At 58.7% G+C, this 23,955-nt stretch carries 19 protein-coding genes; 8 read left to right on the top strand and 11 right to left on the bottom strand.

Annotated features, from left to right (window positions below; all coding sequences use genetic code 11):
• Positions 1 to 123: 123 nt before the first annotated feature.
• Positions 124 to 834 (bottom strand): autoinducer binding domain-containing protein, encoded by a 711-nt coding sequence (locus D882_RS0116300; RefSeq protein ID WP_027924227.1) that lies wholly within the window; start codon positions 832 to 834, stop codon positions 124 to 126.
• A gap of 343 nt (positions 835 to 1,177) precedes the next feature.
• Between D882_RS0116300 and D882_RS0116295 the strand changes: the two genes are divergently transcribed.
• Complete coding sequence (locus D882_RS0116295) at positions 1,178 to 1,954, top strand: ferredoxin--NADP reductase (RefSeq protein WP_027924226.1); 777 nt, start codon at positions 1,178 to 1,180, stop codon at positions 1,952 to 1,954.
• Between the two features lie 44 nt (positions 1,955 to 1,998).
• On the opposite strand, the gene mscL is transcribed toward D882_RS0116295, so the two are convergent.
• Complete coding sequence (gene mscL / locus D882_RS0116290; RefSeq protein ID WP_027924225.1) at positions 1,999 to 2,412, bottom strand: large-conductance mechanosensitive channel protein MscL; 414 nt, start codon at positions 2,410 to 2,412, stop codon at positions 1,999 to 2,001.
• 284 nt (positions 2,413 to 2,696) lie between these two features.
• Here mscL and D882_RS0116285 point away from each other — a divergent pair, with 284 nt between their 5' ends.
• From D882_RS0116285 to radA, 3 genes are read left to right on the top strand one after another with little or no spacing between them, the layout of a single operon-like run.
• Positions 2,697 to 4,238, top strand: coding sequence for a catalase (locus D882_RS0116285; protein ID WP_027924224.1), 1,542 nt, complete (start codon positions 2,697 to 2,699; stop codon positions 4,236 to 4,238).
• A gap of 59 nt (positions 4,239 to 4,297) precedes the next feature.
• Positions 4,298 to 4,840 carry an ankyrin repeat domain-containing protein gene (locus D882_RS0116280; RefSeq protein ID WP_027924223.1) on the top strand — a complete coding sequence of 181 codons (543 nt, stop codon included), beginning with the start codon at positions 4,298 to 4,300 and terminating at the stop codon, positions 4,838 to 4,840.
• A gap of 45 nt (positions 4,841 to 4,885) precedes the next feature.
• Positions 4,886 to 6,253 (top strand): DNA repair protein RadA, encoded by a 1,368-nt coding sequence (gene radA / locus D882_RS0116275; RefSeq protein ID WP_008040321.1) that lies wholly within the window; start codon positions 4,886 to 4,888, stop codon positions 6,251 to 6,253.
• A 119-nt stretch (positions 6,254 to 6,372) separates the two neighbouring features.
• Here the strand turns inward: radA and D882_RS0116270 are convergent, their stop codons facing one another.
• Positions 6,373 to 6,741 (bottom strand): PilZ domain-containing protein, encoded by a 369-nt coding sequence (locus D882_RS0116270; protein ID WP_027924222.1) that lies wholly within the window; start codon positions 6,739 to 6,741, stop codon positions 6,373 to 6,375.
• A 160-nt stretch (positions 6,742 to 6,901) separates the two neighbouring features.
• Between D882_RS0116270 and D882_RS0116265 the strand changes: the two genes are divergently transcribed.
• The 3 genes from D882_RS0116265 to yjiA all read left to right on the top strand — a co-directional run bounded on the left by D882_RS0116265 (position 6,902) and on the right by yjiA (position 10,319).
• Complete coding sequence (locus D882_RS0116265; RefSeq protein WP_027924221.1) at positions 6,902 to 8,968, top strand: carbon starvation CstA family protein; 2,067 nt, start codon at positions 6,902 to 6,904, stop codon at positions 8,966 to 8,968.
• A 15-nt stretch (positions 8,969 to 8,983) separates the two neighbouring features.
• Complete coding sequence (locus tag D882_RS0116260; RefSeq protein ID WP_007895266.1) at positions 8,984 to 9,181, top strand: YbdD/YjiX family protein; 198 nt, start codon at positions 8,984 to 8,986, stop codon at positions 9,179 to 9,181.
• A 163-nt stretch (positions 9,182 to 9,344) separates the two neighbouring features.
• Positions 9,345 to 10,319 carry a GTPase gene (gene yjiA, locus D882_RS0116255; protein ID WP_027924220.1) on the top strand — a complete coding sequence of 325 codons (975 nt, stop codon included), beginning with the start codon at positions 9,345 to 9,347 and terminating at the stop codon, positions 10,317 to 10,319.
• Between the two features lie 96 nt (positions 10,320 to 10,415).
• Here yjiA and D882_RS0116250 read toward each other — a convergent pair whose 3' ends face one another.
• From D882_RS0116250 to D882_RS0116230, 5 genes are all read right to left on the bottom strand, one after another.
• The gene (locus tag D882_RS0116250; protein ID WP_027924219.1) at positions 10,416 to 11,105 is read right to left on the bottom strand and encodes a GntR family transcriptional regulator; all 690 of its coding nucleotides are present in this window, start codon (positions 11,103 to 11,105) and stop codon (positions 10,416 to 10,418) included.
• 24 nt (positions 11,106 to 11,129) lie between these two features.
• Positions 11,130 to 11,834: a FadR/GntR family transcriptional regulator gene (locus D882_RS0116245; RefSeq protein ID WP_027924218.1), complete on the bottom strand. Its 705-nt coding sequence runs from the start codon at positions 11,832 to 11,834 to the stop codon at positions 11,130 to 11,132.
• A gap of 57 nt (positions 11,835 to 11,891) precedes the next feature.
• Positions 11,892 to 13,205 (bottom strand): C4-dicarboxylate transporter DctA, encoded by a 1,314-nt coding sequence (locus D882_RS0116240; RefSeq protein WP_027924217.1) that lies wholly within the window; start codon positions 13,203 to 13,205, stop codon positions 11,892 to 11,894.
• 275 nt (positions 13,206 to 13,480) lie between these two features.
• On the bottom strand, positions 13,481 to 14,734 hold the full coding sequence (gene glyA, locus D882_RS0116235; protein ID WP_027924216.1) for a serine hydroxymethyltransferase: 1,254 nt from the start codon (positions 14,732 to 14,734) through the stop codon (positions 13,481 to 13,483).
• A 250-nt stretch (positions 14,735 to 14,984) separates the two neighbouring features.
• Positions 14,985 to 18,833 carry a bifunctional diguanylate cyclase/phosphodiesterase gene (locus tag D882_RS0116230; RefSeq protein ID WP_027924215.1) on the bottom strand — a complete coding sequence of 1,283 codons (3,849 nt, stop codon included), beginning with the start codon at positions 18,831 to 18,833 and terminating at the stop codon, positions 14,985 to 14,987.
• A 285-nt stretch (positions 18,834 to 19,118) separates the two neighbouring features.
• On the opposite strand from D882_RS0116230, the gene ettA reads away from it, so the two are divergent.
• Complete coding sequence (gene ettA, locus D882_RS0116220) at positions 19,119 to 20,783, top strand: energy-dependent translational throttle protein EttA (RefSeq protein ID WP_027924214.1); 1,665 nt, start codon at positions 19,119 to 19,121, stop codon at positions 20,781 to 20,783.
• Positions 20,784 to 20,874: 91 nt separating this feature from the next.
• On the opposite strand, the gene D882_RS0116215 is transcribed toward ettA, so the two are convergent.
• The 3 genes from D882_RS0116215 to D882_RS0116205 all read right to left on the bottom strand — a co-directional run bounded on the left by D882_RS0116215 (position 20,875) and on the right by D882_RS0116205 (position 23,868).
• Complete coding sequence (locus D882_RS0116215) at positions 20,875 to 21,369, bottom strand: GreA/GreB family elongation factor (protein WP_027924213.1); 495 nt, start codon at positions 21,367 to 21,369, stop codon at positions 20,875 to 20,877.
• Between the two features lie 70 nt (positions 21,370 to 21,439).
• On the bottom strand, positions 21,440 to 21,796 hold the full coding sequence (locus D882_RS0116210; RefSeq protein ID WP_027924212.1) for a hypothetical protein: 357 nt from the start codon (positions 21,794 to 21,796) through the stop codon (positions 21,440 to 21,442).
• Positions 21,797 to 22,014: 218 nt separating this feature from the next.
• On the bottom strand, positions 22,015 to 23,868 hold the full coding sequence (locus D882_RS0116205) for a DUF4105 domain-containing protein (RefSeq protein ID WP_027924211.1): 1,854 nt from the start codon (positions 23,866 to 23,868) through the stop codon (positions 22,015 to 22,017).
• Between the last annotated feature and the right edge of the window lie 87 nt (positions 23,869 to 23,955).

The following is a 23,955-nucleotide window of genomic DNA, read 5'->3' as shown; positions in this document are numbered from 1 at the left end:
TAGCTGGCGGGACCGGCCGAGTGCACGGCGTCGTGAAGTTATATACGACATCACTCAGGGGGCCGCAAATGGTACGTTTTTTTCGGCTGGATTACCCGTGGGTTTTCTTCGTACTGAATGGATTCAGATAGCGCCGACCCTCACAGCCTTTATCACGGCTGCAATCTTGTTGTTCACCCCAAATTTATGGATGCAGCTTTGCACATGATAATTGATGGTGCGTTCACTGATGCTCAGGATTTTGGAACATTCATAGGCCGTCTTGCCGTCGGCCGACAATTTCATGATTTCGATTTCACGCGTCGACAACCGGGGTGTGCATGCAATCGCCAGGCGGTGATCCAGCTTTTTTGCCACGAGCCCATGCAAATGGCGGTTGATTAAAATGGCGTAGGCCAGATGTGCATACCATTCATCGGCAGTGATCGGGCTGTTGCTTCTGGCCAGGCTAAACATGCTGCGCAAACCGCTGTCGTCATGAATCGATTGTGACCAACCATACTGCAAGCCTTGTTGTTTTTGCGCCTGCCTCAGCTGAGGGACCTTTGAGAAGAGCTCATCCTCCCAAAGAATTGGCAACTCTGAATGATTGCAATGAGCCAGTATTGGGTCTGTGTCACCTAATTGGTCATGTTCATATGCCGTGTTCCAATCGACGGGGTAATTGTTAAAACTTACCGTGTCATGATTAAGCAAAACTGCGGGGGATGTAATTGAAAAAGCACAGAAATTGAAGCCAAGATCCTGAGCCAGTATGAGCGAAGTCTCATAGGCGGGCTTAACTTCCTTGGCTTCAAGTATCTGTTTTAGCTGTGACTCCTTCCACATCTTCATTGCAGCAACTCCATGCGGCTATCTTGGGGGTGCAAATTGGATCCAGGATCCAACACGCCCAGAGTGTAGGAGTAATCCTACAAATGTGCTGCAATTTTTTTGCTCTTTAACATTATCGAAAGTGCATATCTGGTTCTTAGCTGCTCAGGCTCATGAAACTCTTTTCGCGGGGCGTATATCATTCTATGCATTGTTTTTTGTACAAGTTTTAGTCATGTCATCGACAATATAAAAGCAGCTGTACAACTAACGATGGATCTAATACCAAAGACACTACAAATCGTCGGTGTTTACATCGCCTGCTTTGCGCGACACTGGTGATATCAGTTCAATGGAGCGTCCCATGACCGCCAGTGCCGAAAAATACACTCGCCAAACCTTGCTCGACGTCCAGCCGTTGACCCCAAACCTGTTTACGCTGCGAGCCACGAGAGATCCGGGCTTTCGCTTCAGGGCCGGGCAGTTCGCCCGGCTAGGTGTCACCAAGGCCGATGGCACTACGGTCTGGCGAGCCTATTCAATGGTGTCGTCACCCCATGACGAATTTCTCGAGTTCTTCTCCATCGTGGTGCCAGGCGGTGAGTTCACCAGCGAGCTGAGTCGACTGAAGGTGGGTGATACGTTGCTGGTGGACCGCCAGGCCTTTGGTTATTTGACCCCGGACCGCTTTGTCGATGGACGTGACCTCTGGTTGTTATCCACAGGCACCGGCATTGCCCCGTTCCTGTCGATCCTGCAGGACTTCGAAGTGTGGGAGAAATACGAACGCATTATCCTCGTCTACAGCGTGCGTGAGGCCCGGGAATTGGCGTATCAGGCGTTGATCGCCGAGTTGGGACAGCGCGATTATCTGGCCGAAAACGCTCACAAATTGCAGTTCATCGCCACCGTCACTCGCGAACAACACCCAGGCGCCCTGAACGGACGAATCACCACGCTGATTGAAAATGGCGAACTGGAGCGGGCAGCAGGCGTGGCGCTGACGCCCGAGCATTCGCGGGTCATGCTCTGCGGTAATCCGCAGATGATTGATGACACGCGCAAGCTGCTCAAGCAGCGGGACATGCACCTGAGCCTCAGCCGACGCCCAGGCCAGGTGGCGGTGGAAAACTTCTGGTAAAAAAACGGCGCCTCAAGGGCGCCGTTTCTGTTTGCAACCCGCCTTCAAGGCCGATCGTTCTGGGCCTTGAGCAGATCGCGGATCTCGCTCAACAACTCTTCTTCCTTGGTCGGAACCGGCGGCAGCGTCGGGGCCGCCGCCTCTTCGCGCTTCAGTTGGTTGATCGCTTTGATCCCCATGAAAATCGCGAACGCGACGATGATGAAGTCAATCATGCTCTGGATGAATTTGCCGTAGGCCAGCACCACGGCCGGGGCATTGCCTTCGGCAGCCTTGAGCGTAATGGCCAGATCACTGAAGTCCACACCGCCGATCAGCAAGCCAATGGGCGGCATGACCACGTCGCCGACAAACGACGTCACGATCTTGCCGAAGGCGGCGCCGATGATGATACCGACGGCCATGTCGATCACATTACCTTTGACCGCGAAGGCCTTGAACTCACTTATCACGCCCATAGGTTATTCCTTGTTACAGATGAGGTTGGTGAACGCAGTGTAATTCAGCAAAACGGCTCTTGCTCGAAACACCTCATTACAATGCTCGTGACTATCGACCTGTCTGCCGGCAATTAGTTTGCAAAGTGCCAGCAATCGCGCGCGAAATACGCGCTAACTGACTGATTAGCGACATAAATATCTGAATCATCACGTTGCGTTTTTTCTATTTAAGTTTTGCCGGTTCGGCCTCTAGCCTCGGTTCAGCGCACTGGGAGTGCGCCTTGAAAACAGAGGAACCTGATATGACTTCTACACTTGGCCTTGGGGCTTTTCCCCATTGGCGTACGCTTGGCGTTTTAACCGCCAGCCTGCTGTCCTTCTCCGTCCATGCTGCCAACTTGACCCGTGATAATGGCGCTGCCGTGGGCGATAACCAGAACTCACAAACGGCAGGTGCCACAGGCCCGGTGTTGTTGCAGGACGTGCAACTGATCCAGAAGCTGCAGCGCTTTGACCGTGAACGCATTCCTGAACGTGTGGTGCATGCTCGTGGCACTGGCGCCCACGGCACCTTCACCGTGACCAATGACCTGAGCGACCTGACCAAGGCGAAAGTGTTTGCTGGCGGTCAGAGCACACCGGTGTTCGTGCGTTTCTCCGCCGTCGTTCATGGCAACCATTCGCCGGAAACCCTGCGCGACCCTCGTGGTTTCGCTACCAAGTTCTACACCGCCGACGGCAACTGGGACCTAGTGGGAAACAATTTCCCGACTTTCTTCATCCGTGATGCGATCAAGTTTCCAGACATGGTCCACGCGTTCAAACCCGACCCGCGCACCAACCTCGACGATGATTCGCGGCGATTTGATTTCTTCTCCCATGTCCCTGAAGCCACTCGCACCCTGACCGAGTTGTATTCCAACTCGGGTACACCGGCCAGTTATCGGGAGATGGATGGAAACGGTGTGCATGCGTACAAGTTAGTTAATGCCAAAGGCGATGTGCATTACGTGAAGTTTCACTGGAAGAGTTTGCAGGGGATTAATAATCTCGATCCTGAGTTGGTGTCGAAAGTTCAAGGAAAAGATTACAGCCGTATGACCAATGATTTGGTTGCTCATATTAACAAGGGTGACTTTCCGAAATGGGACTTGTACGTTCAGGTTGTGAGCTCTCAAGATTTGTACAAGTTTGATTTCGATCCATTGGATGCGACGAAGATCTGGCCTGGAGTTCCTGAACGAAAAGTTGGACAAATGATCCTGGATCGTAATCCTTCGAATGTCTTCCAGGAAACCGAACAAGTGGCGATGGCTCCGGCCAATCTGGTTCCCGGTATCGAACCTTCGGAAGATCGCTTATTGCAAGGGCGAGTGTTCTCCTATGCCGATACTCAACTCTATCGCCTGGGTGCCAATGCACTTCAGTTGCCGATCAATGCGCCAAAAGTTGCCGTGAATAACGGCAATCAGGACGGTGCGATGAACATCGGTCACAGCACCACAGGCGTGAACTATCAGCCAAGCCGTTTGATGCCCCGCGACGAGCCGCAAACCGCGCGTTACAGCCCATCGGCGCTGACGGGCAGCACCCAGCAGGCGAAGATCCCGCGCGAGCAAAACTTCAAGCAGGCCGGTGATCTGTATCGCTCCTTCAGTAAAAAGGAGCGGAACGACCTTATCGAGAGTTTTGGCGGTTCGCTCGCGACAACCGATGACGAGAGCAAGCACATCATTCTGTCGTTCCTGTACAAAGCCGACCCGGAATACGGGACCGGCGTGACCAAGGTGGCCAAGGGTGACTTGAGCCGGGTCAAGGCGCTGGCGGCCAACCTGGTCGACTGACGGCGTTTGCCTGAAATGCGGGACCTCCGATGAGGTCCCGTCGGGCCAAGGAGTTTGCGATGCGTATTTATCTGTTTGTGTGGCTGGCGTTGCTCTCGACCAGTGCCTTTTCCACCACACCCGACGACTCTGCGGCGCTGTCTGCTCAACTGCAGGATTACTACTTCGACGCCGCCCGCCGTGGCGATGTGCCCATGCTCGACACGTTCATTGAGGCTGGCTACTCACTCGATACCCGCGACAGCAAGGGCTACACCGCGCTGATCCTGGCGGCCTATCACGGCCAGACCGCCGCAGTAGAGCGTTTGCTCGCCGCCGGCGCGGATGCCTGTGCTCAGGACCAGCGAGGCAACACGGCATTGATGGGGGCGATTTTCAAAGGGGAAGTACAGATTGCCCGGACTTTACTATTGGCCAATTGCAGCCCCGACCAACGCAACGGCGCGGGGCAAACGGCTGCGATGTACGCCGGATTGTTCAAGCGTGCCGAACTGCTCGACGCACTCAAGGCCAAAGGTGCGGACCTGGAGGCCGAAGATCCATTGGGCAACAGTGCCACGCGTCTGGCCAGCGGCGAAATCCGTATCGCCGCGCCGCGCTGATCGGCGTCAGCTGAGCTATCATCGCGGTTTTTGCCGGGAGTTCAGATGGCCAAGGCCAAGCGCATGTACGGCTGCACCGAGTGTGGCTCAACCTTCCCCAAGTGGGCCGGCCAGTGCGGCGAGTGCGGGGCCTGGAACACGCTGACCGAAACCATGGTGGAAAGCGGTGGTGCCGCCGCCCCGAGCGGTCGCACCGGCTGGACTGGCCAACAGGCCCAGATCAAGACCCTGGCCGAAGTCAGTGTCGAGGAAATCCCGCGCTTTTCCACAGCCTCCAGTGAACTCGATCGAGTGTTGGGTGGGGGCTTGGTCGACGGTTCGGTGGTGCTGATCGGCGGTGACCCGGGCATCGGTAAATCGACCATCCTGTTGCAAACCTTGTGCAACCTCGCCAAGAGCATGCCGGCGCTGTACGTCACCGGCGAAGAATCGCAGCAACAAGTGGCCATGCGCGCCCGCCGGCTGGGCTTGCCGCAGGACCAACTGCGAGTGATGACCGAAACCTGCATCGAAACCATCATCGCCACGGCCCGGGTGGAAAAACCCAAGGTCATGGTGATCGACTCGATCCAGACGATCTTCACCGAACAACTGCAATCGGCCCCGGGTGGCGTCTCCCAGGTTCGCGAGAGTGCGGCCTTGCTGGTGCGGTATGCCAAGCAGAGTGGCACCGCGATTTTCCTCGTTGGTCACGTAACCAAGGAAGGCGCCCTGGCCGGTCCCCGTGTGCTGGAGCACATGGTTGATACCGTGCTGTATTTCGAAGGCGAATCCGATGGGCGTTTGCGTTTGCTGCGAGCGGTCAAAAACCGTTTCGGCGCGGTCAACGAATTGGGTGTGTTCGGCATGACGGACAAGGGTCTGAAAGAAGTCTCTAACCCGTCGGCGATTTTTCTCACACGCGCTCAGGAGGAAGTCCCTGGCAGTGTGGTCATGGCGACGTGGGAAGGGACGCGGCCCATGCTGGTGGAAGTCCAGGCCCTGGTGGATGACAGCCATTTGGCCAACCCGCGCCGGGTCACGCTGGGGCTGGATCAGAATCGCCTGGCGATGTTGCTGGCGGTTCTGCACCGTCATGGCGGCATTCCGACCCACGATCAGGACGTGTTTCTCAACGTGGTCGGTGGTGTGAAGGTGTTGGAGACCGCGTCTGATCTGGCCTTGATGGCGGCGGTCATGTCCAGTTTGCGCAACCGGCCATTGCCACATGATCTGCTGGTGTTTGGCGAAGTCGGCCTGTCCGGCGAAGTGCGCCCGGTGCCAAGCGGTCAGGAACGCCTGAAAGAAGCCGCCAAGCACGGCTTCAAGCGCGCCATCGTGCCCAAGGGCAATGCGCCGAAAGAGGCGCCGCCGGGTTTGCAGATTATTGCCGTTACCCGTCTGGAGCAGGCCCTCGACGCACTGTTCGAGTAACCATAGATGTAGGAGCCGGGCTTGCCCGCGATAGCGACTTGTCATTCAACGATGATGTTGAAAGTGAAGTCGCTATCGCGGGCAAGCCCGGCTCCTACATTAGTGGATTTGTCGTGGGTTCAAACTTCGAACAGGGCGCCCAGCTCGCGTTCCAGCTCTTGCGGATCCCCCAGATTGAATTCGATCAACCGCCGTAGGCGTTGAATCGATTCCAGGCTGATGTGTTTGCAGACGAAGCCGAGCTGGCCATGGTCATCGTGGGTCAGTAGTACATCCATCTTGATCGCGACTTCAGGCGTCAGATGAACATCAACGCAAAAGTGATGCTCCCGATTGCCCAGCCACGGCTCGGGCTTCTCGACCAACAGCCCCTTGAGCGACAGATCAATCAACTTCACCTGCCAGATGTATTCGGCCTGGCGCAGTTCGGTTTGGGCGTCGAACGCGATACGTTTGAAGCGACGGCGGTCGGCTGCGTGTTCGCTCATGGCGCAATCCTCGGAAAGGTACGCTGACTATAGACCTGCATTGTTAAAGCCTGCCAGCGCGGGCAGGCGTCTAGACCAATGTCGGGGTATGGCCTTTGCCGTCAGGGGAGCTAAACTCGGGGTGGCTGTCTTTCTTGTCCACTCTGGCTGGAATCATAAAATGAAAAATAATAATAGCCTGCTACGCCATTTACCCTGGCTGCTGCTGGCAATCGTCGGTGCGTGCGCCCTTGGTGTGGTGGCATTGCGCCGAGGTGAGGCGATCAACGCCCTGTGGATTGTAGTCGCTGCCGTGGCCATTTATCTGGTTGCGTATCGCTACTACAGTCTGTTCATCGCCACCAATGTGATGCAACTCGACCCGCGACGGGCCACCCCCGCCGTACTCAATAATGACGGTCTGGACTACGTTCCGACCAACAAGCACATCCTCTTCGGTCACCACTTCGCGGCCATTGCTGGCGCGGGGCCGCTGGTCGGGCCGGTGTTGGCGGCGCAGATGGGGTATCTGCCCGGCACATTGTGGCTGATTGCCGGCGTGGTGCTGGCCGGTGCGGTTCAGGACTTCATGGTGTTGTTCATGTCGACCCGCCGCAATGGCCGGTCCCTGGGCGACATGGTCCGCGAAGAAATGGGCCGTATCCCCGGCACTATCGCGCTGTTTGGCTGCTTTCTGATCATGATCATCATCCTCGCGGTGCTGGCGCTGATCGTGGTGAAAGCCCTGGCCGAAAGCCCGTGGGGCATTTTCACGGTGATGGCGACCATCCCGATTGCGATGTTCATGGGCATCTACATGCGCTACATCCGTCCGGGTCGCATTGGCGAAATCTCCGTGGTCGGCGTGGCGTTGCTGCTCGGTTCGATCTGGCTCGGTGGGCAGATTGCCGCTGATCCGGTCTGGGCCAAGGCGTTCAGTTTCACCGGGATCCAGATCACCTGGATGCTGGTCGGCTACGGTTTTGTCGCGGCGGTACTGCCGGTGTGGCTGATCCTGGCACCCCGTGACTACCTGTCGACGTTCCTGAAAATCGGCACCATCGTGGCCTTGGCGATCGGCATTCTAGTGACCATGCCCGAGCTGAAAATGCCCGCGCTGACCCAGTTCATCGACGGCACCGGTCCGGTGTGGAAGGGTGGTCTGTTCCCGTTCCTGTTCATCACCATCGCCTGTGGCGCGGTCTCGGGTTTCCACGCGCTGATCTCTTCCGGCACCACGCCGAAGCTGCTGGATAACGAAGTCAATTCCCGTTACATCGGTTACGGCGCGATGTTGATGGAATCCTTCGTGGCCATCATGGCCATGGTTGCCGCCTCGGTGATCGAGCCGGGCGTGTACTTCGCGATGAACAGCCCGGCTGCCGTAGTTGGTGGTGACATCGTAGCGGTCGCGCAAACCGTCAGCAGCTGGGGCTTTGCGATTACCCCGGAAGCCCTGCAAGCGGTGGCCCATGACATTGGTGAAACCACTATCCTGGCCCGTGCCGGTGGCGCACCGACCCTGGCGGTGGGGATCGCGCAGATCCTGCACAGTGTCCTGCCGGGTGAAAACACCATGGCGTTCTGGTACCACTTCGCGATCCTGTTCGAAGCGCTGTTCATCCTGACGGCGGTCGATGCCGGTACCCGTGCCGGTCGCTTCATGCTCCAGGATTTGCTCGGCTCCTTCGTGCCGGCCTTGCGCCGTACCGAGTCCTGGACCGCCAACCTGATCGCCACCGGCGGTTGTGTGGCGATGTGGGGCTGGTTGCTCTACCAAGGCGTGATCGACCCGTTGGGCGGGATCAACACCTTGTGGCCGCTGTTCGGTATCTCCAACCAGATGCTGGCTGGTATCGCGCTGATGCTGGCAACCGTTGTGCTGATCAAAATGAAACGCCAACGCTATATCTGGGTGACCATGCTGCCGGCCGTCTGGCTGCTGATCTGCACCGTGACGGCGGGTTTCATCAAGCTGTTCGACGCTAATCCGGCCATCGGCTTCCTGTCGCTGGCGAAGAAATACAGCGATGCGCTGGCCAATGGTCAGCTCCTTGCCCCGGCCAAGGACATCACGCAGATGCAGCACGTGATCTTCAATGCCTACACCAACGCAACGCTGACAGCGCTGTTCCTGTTCGTGGTCTTCAGTATCCTGTTCTACGCACTCAAGGTCGGCATTGCCGCCTGGGGTACCAAAGAGCGTACGGATAAAGAAGCGCCATTCCAGGCCCTGCCGGACGCGTAATCGAGGATTGCAAGCATGTTCAATGACCTGAGTCGCCTCGGTAAATACCTCGGTCAGGCCGCGCGCCTGATGGTCGGCATGCCCGACTACGACAACTACGTCGAGCATATGCAAACCAAACACCCGGACAAACCGGTGATGAGCTACGAGATGTTCTTCCGCGAACGCCAGGAAGCTCGTTACGGTGGCAAGGGTGGGCCGAAGTGCTGTTGATCCGGTTGTCGGCTTAACAGCAATACCTGTGGGAGCGAGCTTGCTCGCGATGGCGGAATTTCAATCAACAGTGATGTTGAATGTTAAGCCGCTATCGCGAGCAAGCTCGCTCCCACAGTTGTTTTGTGTTGATACTTTAATTTTGTGAGTCAGGAGATCCAGTTTGTCCTCTCCCATCCCGGTAACAATCCTCAGCGGCTTCCTCGGCGCTGGCAAGACCACGCTGTTGCGCCACCTGCTCAAAGCCGAGCACGGGCTGAAAATCGCCGTGATCGAAAACGAATTCAGTGATGCCGGTATCGACACCCAACTGTTGGGCGACGAGCCGGTACAAGTCATGACGCTGTCCAACGGCTGTGTCTGCTGCACCATCCACACCGACCTCACCAAAGCGCTGTACCTGTTGCTCGAACGCCTGGACAGCGGCGACATCGCCTTCGACCGTCTGGTGATCGAATGCACCGGGCTGGCCGATCCGGCGCCGGTGGCGCAAACCTTCTTCATCGATGAAGAGCTGCGCGAGCGCTACATCCTCGACGGCATCATCACCCTGGTGGACGCGGCGCACGCCGAGACTCACCTGACCCAAACCATCGCCCAGGCGCAAATCGGTTTCGCCGACCGCTTGCTGGTGAGCAAACGCGATCTGGTGGACGAGCCGACGTTCACCGCATTGAGTGAGCGTCTGACCCGCATCAACCGGCGTGCACCGATCCGCGTGGTCGATCACGGCCAGATCGACCTGGCCGAATTGCTCGACGTGCGTGGTTTTAACCTGAATGCCGACCTCGGCGGTGGCGTGAGTTTGCGTCCGGTGAGCAAAGCGCCGTCCATCGACCGCATCTCCAGCCTGGTGCTGCGCACCGACCAGCCACTGGATATCGACAAACTCAGCGAGTTCATGAATGAGCTGCTGGAGGATCACGGCAAGCAGTTGCTGCGCTACAAAGGCGTGTTGAACATTGCTGGCGAGCCGCGACGCATGGTGTTCCAGGGTGTCCTGAAGTTGTACGGATTCGACTGGGACACGGAATGGGCAGAGGGCGAGGCGCGGGAAAGCGTGATCGTGTTTATTGCCGATGATTTGCCGGAAGAGAAGATTCGTGAGGGATTTGCGCGGGTGGCGGCGCAGCCCTGATATTTTCGGTGGCTGAAAGAGCCTCTTCGCGAGCAGGCTCACTTCTACAGGGGAATGCATTCCAATTGTAGGCGTGAGCCTGCTCGCGATGGCGATTTACCCGGCAACACGATTCTGGCTGAGTGTCGGCCCAGAGCTCAGCAACACCGCTCCCAAATGATCCAGATGCTGATTCAGCAAGGCGACCGCCATCTCCTCATCGCCACGCTCCACCGCCGTCAAAACCCGCTGATGCACCTGCCAATCGCAATAACCCTCCAGCCAGCCATCAAACTGCGCAACGGCCAACGCAGTCAGCGGCACCAGACTGTCCAGAAAATGCGCCAAAGGAGCATTCCCCGCCATTTTCGCCAGTTGTAAATGAAACTCCCCCGACAACCGAATCGCCGAACCACGCTGGGTACTTTCGCGCTCGCTGTCGATCAACGCTCCCAGGCGTTTTAACGCGTGCGGGCACGGGTGCTGACAGGCCAACCGCACCAGCGTGATCTCGGCCAGCCGCCGTGCATGCAGCGTTTGCCGGACCTGCTCGACATTGAGCGCAGCGACACGGGGCCGATGATTTGCCCGAAGGACGATGATCTGCTGATGAGCCAATCGCGTCAGTACACCCCGGATATCACCGCGTCGAGCGTTGAACACCTGCGCCAGGCTTTCTTCGGTAAAACGACTGCCCGCATCAAGGCGCTGTTCGAGAATCGCATCGAAAACCCGTGAATACAGATTCTCCTCCCGGTTGGGAAAGGGCAGGGCAACAAGCGTCTGCGGTGAAGCGAAGCTGTTCATGGCCGGTCTCCGGTTCCAATGGTTTTAACTGCCGAGGTTGTCTTCCGGTATGTTCAATTCGATGCCCATTCGCCGTCCTTCGCGAAGGATGTGCCGACGCATTTCGGCACTGGCCTGGGCGCTGTTCTTGCTACGGATGGCGCGCACCACGGCTTCGTTTTCTTCCAAGCGCTCGGCCAGGTGTTCCGGCGAGTTGCGCAGCACTTGCGCGCTTTGCTTGAGTGCATTACTGGTCTGCTGCACCACGCTCTGGAAAATCGGATTGGACGTCAGCGTGAACAATTCTTCGTGGAAGGCGATGTAGGCGTTGACCCCGGCCTCGGCGTCGTTGGCTTCCAGCGCTTCGCGCATGTCCATCAGGGTCAGGCGCAGTTGCCCGACTTCCTTGCTGCTGATCGACTGCGCCACCAGACCGACGATGAACGGCTCAAGGGTGTAGCGCAGCTGCAGCACGTCTTCCAGGCTCGCGCCGGCCACTGCGCTGTCGTGGCTTTGGCTGTCGCCGAGGTGGGCGTCGAGCACCACCACGCCTTTGCCCGGCATCGAGCGCACCAGGCCGAGGGTTTCCAGCACGATCACGGCTTCGCGCAGGCTCGGACGGCTGATGCCCAGTTGCTCGGCCAGTTCACGCTGGCCCGGCAACATCTCGCCGGAGCGCCACTGGCCACGGGCCAGTGCGGCCCGAAGTTTTTCTACGACTGAATTGACGACCGTTGAAGTGGTAATCACGGTTTGCTCCATGGATAAAGGCAGGGGAGCCCGCCGTCTGGCAGGCTCCCACTTGATTCAAAATTCCTGCTGGTGCGCCGGCGCGACCGGTTTTCTCGGCTGGAAGGTATAACCCACCTGACCGGAAAGCACCTTGTTCGCGCGCTGGATGTCTATGTCTTTCTCCCAGCGGGCGATGGCCACGGTGGCAACGCAGTTGCCGATCAGGTTGGTCAGCGCCCGGCCGATGCCCATGAACCAGTCCACCGCGAGCACCAACACCAGGCCAACCACCGGAATCGCCGGGATCGCCGTCAGGGTGGCCGCGAGAATCACCAGCGCCGAGCCGGGAATACCGTGGGCGCCTTTGGAAGTGATCAGCGACACCAGCAAAATGGTCAGCAAGTCGGTCATGGCCAGCGGCGTACCGGTGGCGTTGGCGATGAACACGATGGCGAGGGTCAGGTAAATCGAGAAACCGTCGAGGTTGAACGAGTAACCGGTCGGAATCACCAGCCCGACCGTCGAGCTGCCGATGCCCAGATGCTCAAGCTTGCGCATGATTTGCGGCAACACGGCGTCTGACGAAGCGGTGCCCATGACGATCAGCAGTTCTTCGCGCAGGTACTTGAGCAGCGGCCACATACGCAGGCCGGACAGGCGCATCACCAGGCCGAGGATCAGCGACACAAAAGCGGCGCACGTCAGGTAAAACAGGCCGACCAGGCTGCCCAGATGCTGCAGCGAATCCAGGCCGTATTTGCTGGTGGTGAAGGCTATGGCGCCGAACACGCCGATCGGCGCCAGGCGCACGATCATGCCCATGATGCGGAAAATGACGTGGCTCAGTTCATTGATCAGTCGGGAGATGCCCGAGGCCGCTTCGCCCACCAGGTTCAACGCGCTGCCGAACAGCACCGAAAACAGCAGCACCTGCAGGATGTTGTTGTCGGCGAAGGCGCCAATCACCGAGGTCGGGATCAGGTCCATCAGGAATTGCGTGGTGGTGTGCATGTGCTGGCCGCGCTGGGCGATGTCACCCATGTCGGCAGCAGAGAGCTGATCCAGATGAATGTTCGCGCCACTGCCGATGCCGGTGCTGAAGGCGAAGACCAGGCCGATCACCAAGGCGATGGTGGTCAACACTTCAAAGTAAATCACCGACTTGAGGCCAATGCGCCCGACCTTCTTCAGATCGCCGGCACCGCTGATGCCGCTGACCACCACGCAAAACACGATCAGGCCAATGAGCATCTTGATCAGCTTGATGAAGCCGTCGCCGAGGGGTTTGAGCTGGGCGGAGTATTCGGGAAGGGTCAGCCCGCAGACGATGCCGAGCACCAGTCCGAGAACCACTTGAAGGAAGATTGAACGCGAGCACCATCTGAGCATGGGAGGAATCCTGGTCGGTGTCCTGGCTGCCGTGCGCGAGGCGCATCAGATTCAGGACTTAATTATTGTGGTCTTACCGGTATGTCCAGTGCAGGCGCAGTCTAGACGCAGGTTTTAGGTGGTCGCAAGCAGAAATTGCATCATCGGCATGACCGGTCTTACCAGTTGCGCGGAATGCCCCGATCTTGAGCCTTTTCGACCCTCGAAAAAATCACAGGTGAAAAAAAACCGGCCATCACTGGCCGGTTTTTCATGTTGCTGGTCTAGCGGTGCAATTAAGCGCCGTACACCGGCAGTTTCTTGCAGATGGCCTTGACCTTCTCACGAACGGAGTCGATCACCGCTTCGTTGTTCAGGTCAGCCAGGATGTCGCAGATCCAGCCAGCCAGTTCCTTGCACTCGGCTTCCTTGAAGCCGCGAGTGGTTACCGCCGGAGTGCCGAAGCGCAGGCCGGAGGTGACGAACGGGGAGCGAGGGTCGTTTGGCACGGAGTTCTTGTTCACGGTGATGAACGCCTTGCCCAAAGCGGCGTCAGCGTCTTTACCGGAGATTTCCTGCTTGATCAGCGACAGCAGGAACAGGTGGTTCTCGGTACCGCCGGAAACCACGTCGAACCCGCGCTCGATGAATACGCCGGCCATGGCCTTGGCGTTTTTCACCACTTGTTGCTGGTAGGTCTTGAACTCAGGCTGCAGCGCTTCCTTGAAGCAGATCGCTTTAGCGGCGATCACGTGCTCCAGCGGGCCACCCTGGGCGCCCGGGAATACCGCGGAGTTCAGCTTCTTCTCGATGTCGGCGTTGGCGCGAGCCAGGATCAGGCCGCCACGTGGACCGCGCAGGGTCTTGTGCGTGGTGGTGGTCACGACGTCAGCGAATGGCACCGGGTTCGGGTAGACGCCAGCGGCGACCAGACCGGCCACGTGGGCCATGTCGACGAACAGGTAAGCACCGACTTTGTCAGCGATTTCGCGGAAGCGTGGGAAGTCAAGAATCTGCGAGTAGGCAGAGAAACCGGCCACGATCATTTTCGGCTTGTGCTCAACCGCCAGACGCTCGACTTCGTCGTAGTCGATCAGGCCGTTGGCGTCGATGCCGTACTGGATGGCGTTGTACAGTTTGCCGGAGGATGAAACGCTGGCACCGTGGGTCAGGTGACCACCGTGGGCCAGGCTCATGCCCAGGATGGTGTCGCCAGCCGACAGCAGGGCCAGGTAAACGGCGCTGTTGGCTTGGGAACCGGCGTGCGGTTGAACGTTGGCGTAATCGGCGCCGAACAGTTCCTTGGCTCGATCAATTGCAAGCTGCTCGACGACGTCGACGAACTCGCAACCACCGTAGTAGCGCTTGCCCGGGTAGCCTTCGGCGTACTTGTTGGTCAGTACCGAGCCTTGAGCCTCCATCACCGCTGGGCTGGTGTAGTTTTCCGAAGCGATCAGCTCGATGTGTTCTTCCTGGCGCTGAGCTTCTTGCTCCATGGCGGCAAAAAGATCGGCGTCGTACTTGGCAATAGTCAAATCACGGCTGAACATGGCGGTCCTCAAGGATCGGGGGCAGAAAAGGGGGGCATTCTAACCCAACCGCTTTTAGATGGCATATGAAAGGACATCATGTCGCAGACAAGTGGGCTTCATGACGGGATCAGCGGTGATCGTGCTGGCCTCATCGCTAGCAAGCTCGCTCCGACAGTGGATCTGCGGTGTTCACAAAGGGGGTGTACACCCCAAAACCCTGTGGGAGCGAACTTGCTCGCGATAGGGCCGGTCGCTGCCGCACAAAATCTCAGTCGAACATGAAGAGCGCATCATTGCTGAACTGCGCCTCAAACCGATTGGCCGGCATCGGTCGTCCGAACAGATACCCCTGAACCTCATCGCACCCATGCTCACGCAGGAATTCGAGTTGCTCATGGGTTTCCACGCCTTCGGCGATCACCGCCAGGTTCAGGCTGTGGGCCATGGCGATGATCGCTCGGGCAATCTGTGCATCCTGTTCGCCCGACGGCAGCCCATCGACGAAGGTGCGGTCGATTTTCAGCACATCGATCGGGAATTGCTTGAGGTAGTTGAGCGATGAATAACCGGTGCCGAAGTCGTCGACCGCAATGCTCAGGCCGAGGTTCTTCAGCCCGGCGAGTATCTGCATCGCTTCGCTGACTTCGCGCATCAGGATACTTTCGGTCAGTTCCAGCTCCAGGCACGCTGGCGGCAGGCCGGTTTCCCTGAGAATGGTGGCGATCCGCGTGCCCAGCTGGCCGTCGGAGAACTGCCGCGCCGAGATGTTCACCGACACCTTCGGCACACGGACCTTGGTCTGGTGCCAGGTCTTGAGCTGACGGCAGGCTTCGGCGATCACCCAGTCGCCGACATCCACCACCAGACCGAGCTCTTCGAGCACCGGAATGAAATCCCCCGGCGGCACCAGCCCGCGACGGGGGTGACGCCAGCGCAGCAAGGCTTCGGCACCGGTCAGGCGTTTACCATCGCCGCTGAACTGCGGTTGGTAATACAGCACGAATTCGTTCTGTTCCAACGCGTGGCGCAAGTCGCTTTCCAGCTCCAGACGTTCCAGGGCGCTGGCGTTCATGTCCGCCTGATAAAACTGGAAATTATTCTTGCCGCGTTCCTTGGCGTGGTACATCGCCGTGTCGGCGTTCTTCATCAGCTGACTGAGTTCGTTGCCGTCCTGCGGGCTCAGGGCGATGCCGATACTGGCCGTGACGAAGAACTCGCGCCCTTCGAGCACAAAGGGTTTTACCAGGCTGGCGAGAATCTGTTCTGCCACGTGGATCGCCCGGTTCAGCGCGACTTCACGGTTGACCTTCGGCTGCAGCAGCAAGGTGAATTCATCGCCGCCCATGCGTGCCACGGTGTCGTCATCGTCGACGCAGCCGAGCAGGCGCGTGGCCATTTCCTTGAGCATGCGGTCGCCGGCGGCGTGACCGAGGGAGTCGTTGATCGGTTTGAAACGGTCAAGGTCGAGGAACATCAGCACCACCCACGACTTCTGTCGTTCCGCCGATTGCAGCGCGGTGTGCAGGCGATCCTGGAACAGCGTGCGGTTGGGCAGGTGGGTCAGTGCGTCGTAGTAGGCGAGGCGGTGAATCCGCTGCTCACTGGCCTTGCGTTCGCTGATGTCGCTGAAGAAGCACACGTAACTGGCCAGGTCGCCTTCGTCATCGAGTACCGCCGTGATACCGACCCAGGCCGGGTAGTGTTCGCCGCTACGGCGCTTGAGCCAGACTTCACCTTCCCATGTGCTGTTTTGATGAAGTTGCTTGAGCACATAGCGCAGATGCGCTTCCTGCTGCTCGTCGACGGTCAGGATGTTCGGCAACTGGTCGAGCACCTGTTCCACGGCGTAACCACTGACGCGACTGAACGCTTCGTTGGCCTGAACGATGTAACCGGCCGGGTCGGTGATCAGGATCGCCGAGGTCGAGTGCTCAAATACCGTGGCCGCCATGCGCAGGTCTTTCTCGGCCCGGCGCTGCTGGCTGATGTCGCGACCGACACCGAGCACGCCTTCGAAGGCACCGTGTTCGTCCCAGACCAGCACCAGCCGCAGCTCGATGGGAATCTTGCGACCGTCGGCCCGCAGGCAATCGAACAGGAACAGTTGGGTCTGCACCTGGCTGCGCAACAGCGCCAGTTGCTCGGGTTTATCCAGCGCTTTGCTGACCCGGTCCATCAGGGTGAAGATGCCGGTCAGTTGTTGCGGGTTGGCGACGATCGATTGCCAACCGTTCTGGAAGATCCAGTCTGAGTCATAACCCAGCACGGCTTGCACCGAGGGGCTGACGTAGTTGAGCGACAGCTTGCTGTCGGTGGAGAAAATCACGTCGCTGATGCTTTCGGCGAGCATCCGGTAACGCTGCTCGCTGTCGCGCAACGATTCGCTGGCTTCGATCTGGTCGGTGATGTCCTTGGCCACGCCAATGATGCGCGTGACTTGATTGTGCTTGTCCCGTGCCAGGGCCTGTTCACGAATCTCGAATCGCCGCCATTTGCCGTCGCGATGACGGAAGCGCAGCTGGCACTGCATCAATTGACTGTAACCCGCCTGGCGCTGGGTCTGGCGGGAGCGGTGGTAGAAATCGGCGTCTTCGGGGTGCAGCAGGATTTCCCAGAAATACTCACCCATTTGATGCAGTTCGGTGCGGTCGTAACCCAGGGTCTGGCCCAGGTGGTGGTTACTGAAAATCATCCGCTGGCTGATCACATCCTGCACGTACAGGTGATCCGGCACGGTGCGCACCACATCGGACCAGAACCCTTCACGTTCCAGCAGCGACAGCTCGATCAGCTTGCGGCTGGTGATGTCGGTGATGCTCAGGATCACCGCTTTATAGTCGTCCTGATCGGCCGGCAGGCGCAGAACCAGCCACAAATGCTGATCACGCTCATTGGCGCCCTGCAATTTGATTTCCAGCTCCAGCTGGTTTTGCTGGTTGAGCACCGCTTCAAGCACTTGATTGCCGATGGCGGTGCCGTCCAGCGGATTGCCGTCGATCAGCAGGTTCCAGGCTTGATCGCAGGAATTGACGTTGAGCAGTTGCAGGGCAACCAGGTTGACCTCGGTGATGCGCAGCTCCTGCAGCAGTTGCCGTCGTTGTTCCGGATTATCAAGCCAGGCCTGCAATTGTTCGCTGCTGTTCAGCTGCGCCTTGTCGAAAACGTTCTTGAGCCCGGAAACATCGAGAACACAGAGGGCAACTCCCGTTCCTTCGAAAATGTCCTGATAACGTCGACGGCCTTCATGCACCTGGCGTTGACGCCGGCGCATGTTCAGCAACGCAATGAAGGGCAGTAACGAGAGCGCCAGGCCCAGCAGGCATTTGCCGATGAAGGCCGGCAGCAGGTCTTCGAGCACCCGCTGCCGATCGAACAACCCACGCAACTGCCAGTCGCTGCTGCTCAGGGGAACGGTCAGCACACTGCTGGCCAGTTCATCTGGCGTCAGCACGGTTGGCGTGCTTGACGGCAATGCATCATCGCGGCTGATGATCTGGCGATTGACGCGGTTCTCCACCAGCCACAGCGGGCGGATGCCGGCTTCGTTTTGTTTGGTCAGGGCCGAGAAAAAGGTCGGTGTCAGGCGTAAGGCCCAATAGCCTCGCGTGCTGCCGCTGGCCTGATGCAATAGTAGATGCACCATGGAGCCGTCATCGGCATTACTGAAATAGTGCGCCTGGGCGTGACTGCGCCGCACCAGTTCACTCAGGTAGTCGGCGTCCTGACTGTCAGTGGCACTGTCGCTGATAATCTTTCCGGAGGGACTGAGCAACGCCAGGCTGCGCAATTCGGGCAATGACTGCTGCAGCTTGCGCAGTAACGCCTGTTGTTCGTCGGCACTTTGCGGTTGCTCGACGATCGGTAGCAGGTTAAGGGCGATCTGGGCGTTGAGCGCCATGTTCAGGCTGATTTGCGCGGCCAGGTCGGCGGTGTAATCGATGGTGTATTGGCGCTGGTGTTTCTGGGTTTCGCGAAGTTGATCCAGCAACTGCCAGAACAGCAGCGCGAGCAGTAACAGGACGAGGGTGGCCAGTGCGCCTTTCAAGGTTCCGCGCAGGGGCGAGCCGGTCGCAGGACTGGGGGCGCTCACGGGAACTGGCGGGGTGGCATTAGGCAAACTGGAATCCTGCGGTTTGACTGGACTGGCGCGACGTGCACTATAAGCCTGACGCCCGAAGGGCGGCTAGCATGCCTTGAGTTGTGGCTAAGTGCCAGCCCCTGTCGGCTGGACTGCCTTCCGTCATTCAGGTAGCTTTGCCGGTTACGCGGGAGCGTTCCAGCTCCTAAACTCAGACTTTTTCAGCGCGCACGCATTGACCCCCATCAATCGAACGACGCGCACGGTCTGGCCGGGCTTCGCCTGCGCTGCAATCATTCATCTGTCACTGACCCAAGGTTCTCCATGGCTCAATACGTCTTCACCATGCATCGGCTGGGCAAAGTTGTTCCGCCGAAGCGGGAAATCCTGAAAAACATTTCTCTGTCGTTCTTCCCCGGCGCCAAGATCGGCGTACTCGGCCTCAACGGTTCGGGTAAGTCCACGCTGCTGAAAATCATGGCCGGCGTCGACACCGAGTTCGAGGGCGAAGCCCGTCCGATGCAGGAGCTGAACATCGGCTACCTGCCACAGGAACCGATCCTGGACCCGACCAAGACCGTGCGTGAAGTGGTCGAGGAAGCGGTCAGCGTGATCAAGAACGCCCAGGCGCGCCTGGACGAGGTCTACGCGGCTTACGCTGAAGAAGATGCCGACTTCGACAAACTGGCGGCAGAACAGGCCAAGCTCGAAGCTATCCTGCAAGCCAGCGACGGTCACAACCTGGATCGCCAACTGGAAGTCGCCGCCGATGCGCTGCGCCTGCCGGCGTGGGATGCCAAGGTCGAATTCCTGTCCGGTGGTGAAAAGCGTCGTGTGGCCCTGTGCCGCCTGCTGCTGTCCGCCCCCGACATGCTGCTGCTCGACGAACCGACCAACCACCTGGACGCCGATTCCGTCGCCTGGCTGGAGCACTTCCTGCACGACTTCCCGGGCACCGTGGTAGCGATCACGCACGACCGTTACTTCCTGGACAACGTTGCCGGCTGGATTCTGGAACTCGACCGCGGCGCCGGTATTCCGTACGAGGGCAACTATTCGGGTTGGCTCGAAGCCAAGTCCGATCGTCTGGCCGCTGAATCCAAGCAGCAATCGGCTCACGAAAAAGCCATGAAGGAAGAACTGGAGTGGGTGCGCAAAGGCGCCAAGGCCCGCCAGTCCAAATCCAAGGCTCGTCTGCAACGCTTCGAAGAAATGCAATCGCAGGAATTCCAGAAGCGCAGCGAAACCAACGAGATCTACATCCCGGCCGGTCCGCGCCTGGGCGACAAGGTCATCGAGTTCAAGAACGTCTCCAAGGGTTACGGCGATCGCGTGTTGATCGACAACCTGTCGTTCTCCATGCCTAAAGGCGCCATCGTGGGCGTGATCGGCGGTAACGGTGCCGGTAAATCGACCCTGTTCCGCATGCTGATGGGCAAGGAACAACCGGATTCGGGCAGCATCGAAGTCGGCGAAACCGTGCAACTGGCGTGTGTCGATCAGAGCCGCGAAGACCTGGACGGCAGCAAGACCGTGTTCCAGCAGATCTCCGACGGTTCGGACCAGATCCGCATCGGCAACTACGAGATCCCGTCGCGTACCTACGTCGGTCGCTTCAACTTCAAGGGCGGCGATCAGCAGAAGTTCGTCAAGGACCTGTCCGGCGGTGAGCGGGGTCGCTTGCACCTGGCCCTGACCCTGAAAGAGGGCGGCAACGTCCTGCTGCTCGACGAACCGTCCAACGACCTCGACGTTGAAACCCTGCGTTCCCTGGAAGAAGCCCTGCTGGACTTCCCGGGCGCCGCCATTGTGATCTCTCACGATCGGTGGTTCCTTGACCGTGTCGCGACCCACATCCTGGCGTACGAAGACGATTCGCAAGCGGTGTTCTTCGAAGGTAACTACACCGAATACGAAGCCGACCGCCGCAAGCGTCTCGGCGAAGCGGCTACCCAGCCGCATCGTGTACGGCACAAGAAACTGGCCTGATATCGGGTCGGTTGCATAAAAAACGGAGCCTCCGGGGCTCCGTTTTTTTATGGGCGTTCAGATAGACCCAGTCGCGAAGGCGGCCTGATGGTCACTCAATATCTATGCTCAACACCTCAATCACCAAATCCCCCACCGGCCGTTTCCAAACCACCTCATCCCCCACCCGCGCGCCCAACAACGCCCGCCCCAACGGCGAGCCCCAATTGATTAATCCGCTGGCGGCATCCGCCTGATCCTCACCCACCAACTGCACACGTTGTTCGCTGCCCTGTTCATCGGCAAAGGTCACCCAGGCGCCAATCTGTACCTTGTCGGTCGAGGAAGCAGTCACGACCAGTTGAGCGCTTTGCAGTCGCTGGTTGAAATACCGCCAGTCACGCTCAAGGTCGGCCTGGCGCTGTTTGTCGGCCAGTTCACCTTTCGCGCTCTGTTCATTGATCAGGTTTTGCACCTCGGCGACTTTCGCCTGCAACTGCGCAAGTCCTGTGGGTGTGACGTAATTGGGTTGTGTGCTGACCTGCCGTTCGACCGGCTGATCGGCTTGCTCGGCGGCGTTATCTTCGTTGACGAATGCCCGGCTCATGGTCTTCTCCCGTTATAGGGTTTGGGCCATGGTTGCAGGCCTTTAGTTTCGGCGGATGTCTGTAAGCGACTCATGGCGAGTGATAGGCACGTGCAGCGTCCTGGTCTTTCTGTTGCTGCCAGGCTTTGTCCCGGTCGTCCCAATGGTGGCTGCGATAGTCATCGCGGTTCTGGTTCTCGAGCATGGCCTGACACTGACGAAAGCCATCGCTCCAGCCTTCGGCGTACTGCTTGTCCTTGAGATAACGCGGAACGTTTTTGCGAAATTCGCCACTGATCGCCCCGGCGGCTTGCCGTCCACTGCTGCAACCGTCATCGAAGCCGTCGGCGAAAGCCGGTGGATAACCTTTGGAGATCAACTCTTCGTGGGTTGTCTGGCAACCTGCGATCAATATCAACACACCTATGACTGCAACGCAGCGCCACATCTCAAACTCCCGGGCCGTGCAACGGCCTATAAGGGAAGTCTAGAAGTGGATTCGTGAGGCGTGTGTGAAAGGCCTGTGATGAATCTGTCGGATAACGCCAATCCCCGTGTAGGAGTGAGCCTGCTCGCGATAGCGGTGTGACAGTCGACATCAATGCTGAATGACAGTCCTCTATCGCGAGCAGGCTCACGCCTACAGGGGGGGGCGGTGGATTTTAGTCAGTAGTGATACCACTTTACTTCAAGCATCACTTCGTTCTCGGGTGTGGCGAGGTGGCTGAAGTCGCGCTGGGCGCTCAGGCGCAGGCCGAGGTTGCGCGACAGTTCCCACTGCTGATTCAGGCTGATGTTGCGGCGCACTTCGCCATTGGTGAAGAAATCGCCCCTGGTCTCCAGGCTGAAGTTGCCCAGTGGGTTTTTCCACAGTACGCCAGTGTTGAAGCCCGCCGCGGGGGCGATGAATTCGGCGAAGTCATTGTTGTGTTCGATGCGCACCGTGCCCAGTGCAAAACCGAGCATGTCCTCGCCCAATTGCCAGGTACCGCCGCCACCGCCATTGACGTGGCTGACCAGGGTTTCGTCGTCATGCTTGCCCGGCACCCGCTCCAGGCCGCCCGTTACCTGCCACGACAGCGGCTGCAGCAGCTCGTTGCGCGGGGTCAGGGAGCGAATTGTCGCCAGATCCAGCTGCTGAAACTGCCAGTGATTGCCTTCGTACTGGCGCAGTTTCATTTGCAGGATTTCAATCTGGGCGCCGAGCGGGAAGCTCTCGGCGTTGTCGTTGAGATCGTGATAGGCCATGCGCAAGCCGTATTCGCCAAACGCCTTGTCACCGCGGGTGCCGATGCCGGCCTGCCAGGTACGCGATTCATGGCCATCCTCGGGCAGGCCGGGTTGTGGGATATCCAGTTCCGGCGCCGGGTTCTGGTTGATCGCCCGCAGCAGTTCGAAACTGCGCTGAGCCCGCGCCGGGTCGCGCTCCTGACCATTGGCGCGGTAGCGTTCAAGACGATAGGCCGCATCGATGATCAGCGCCTGGCGAGCCTTGGGTTGCGCCTTGAACGCGGGCGCCTGCAACTGTTTCTGATCGGCGCTGACTTTGAGCACCCATTGCTGTTCTTCAGGGTTCAGCGGTTCGGCACGACTTAACAACTCACGTTCGCGGGACGGGCGGTATTGAATGGATTCCACCAGACCGGCCTCTTTCACGGCTTTGACGGTGTCGGTCGGAATCGCAGTCAGCGGGAATTGCTCGGTCAGGCGCAGGCTCGGCCGTGCCACTTGCAGCAATTCCAGCAGGCGGTAGGAGCAGTTTTCGTCGAAGAAAAAATAGTCGAACTTGATCTGTTTCAGCTCCCAGACATGCTCGACCATGCGTGCGGTTTCTTCCTGGGTCAGGTTCAGCCGGTATTCCCACAAGTCACGGTTCTCGAGGCTGCGGTATTCCGAGAGTTTTTCCTGATAGGGCACCAGCGCGAACAGCCCCGGATAACCGCCCATCAAGCCTTTCCAGGCATAGAGGATGCTGTTGTCCGAACCTTCGATGTAGGCGCCGAAGTTGATCGCATAACTGAGCAGGGCCGTGTGGTCGCTCTGTACATCAGCCTGGTCGATGCGCAGCAACGTGTGGCCAAACATTGATGACGGACTGTTCAAATACGCTGCCGGGAAAATCATCACCGCACTGTGGGGCGAGACGTCCTTGAACCATTGCTTGAATTCGCGGCAGTCCAGTGTCGGCAGATCGGTCAGGTTGAGCTGTGCTTTCAGCCAGCGGGTACGGGCCGGATAGACGCATTGGGCGTGGTGTTCGCCGGCGCTGGCCGGGGCGTACAACGCTTGCACGGTGGCGGCCAGTTCATGGTCGGGGTGTTCGTTGCCGTCGGGCGCGAGGAAGAATTTCTTGTCGCTGACATAGCTGCGCCAGCCGCCGAGCTTGGCGGTTTCATAGTGGCCCAGGGAAATCCAGAAGGGGTCATTGGCCAGTTGCTGCAAACGTTGAGGTTCGATGTGCGGCGCGGCGGCCAGCGGGGCGCAGACACAGAGCGCCAGCCAGGCAAGGCGTTTGAGCATAGTGGGCAACTTAAGTCGAAAAAAACAAAGACCCAAGGAGGGGCGGGTCAAAAAAATAAATCCGCTCCCCGAAAGGAGCGGGCGGTT

It is taken from the genome of Pseudomonas sp. URMO17WK12:I12, from assembly GCF_000514395.1.
Lineage (GTDB): Bacteria > Pseudomonadota > Gammaproteobacteria > Pseudomonadales > Pseudomonadaceae > Aquipseudomonas > Aquipseudomonas mucoides.
Note: the sequence above shows the minus strand (reverse complement) of the source record. Positions and strands in the feature narration are given on the sequence as shown.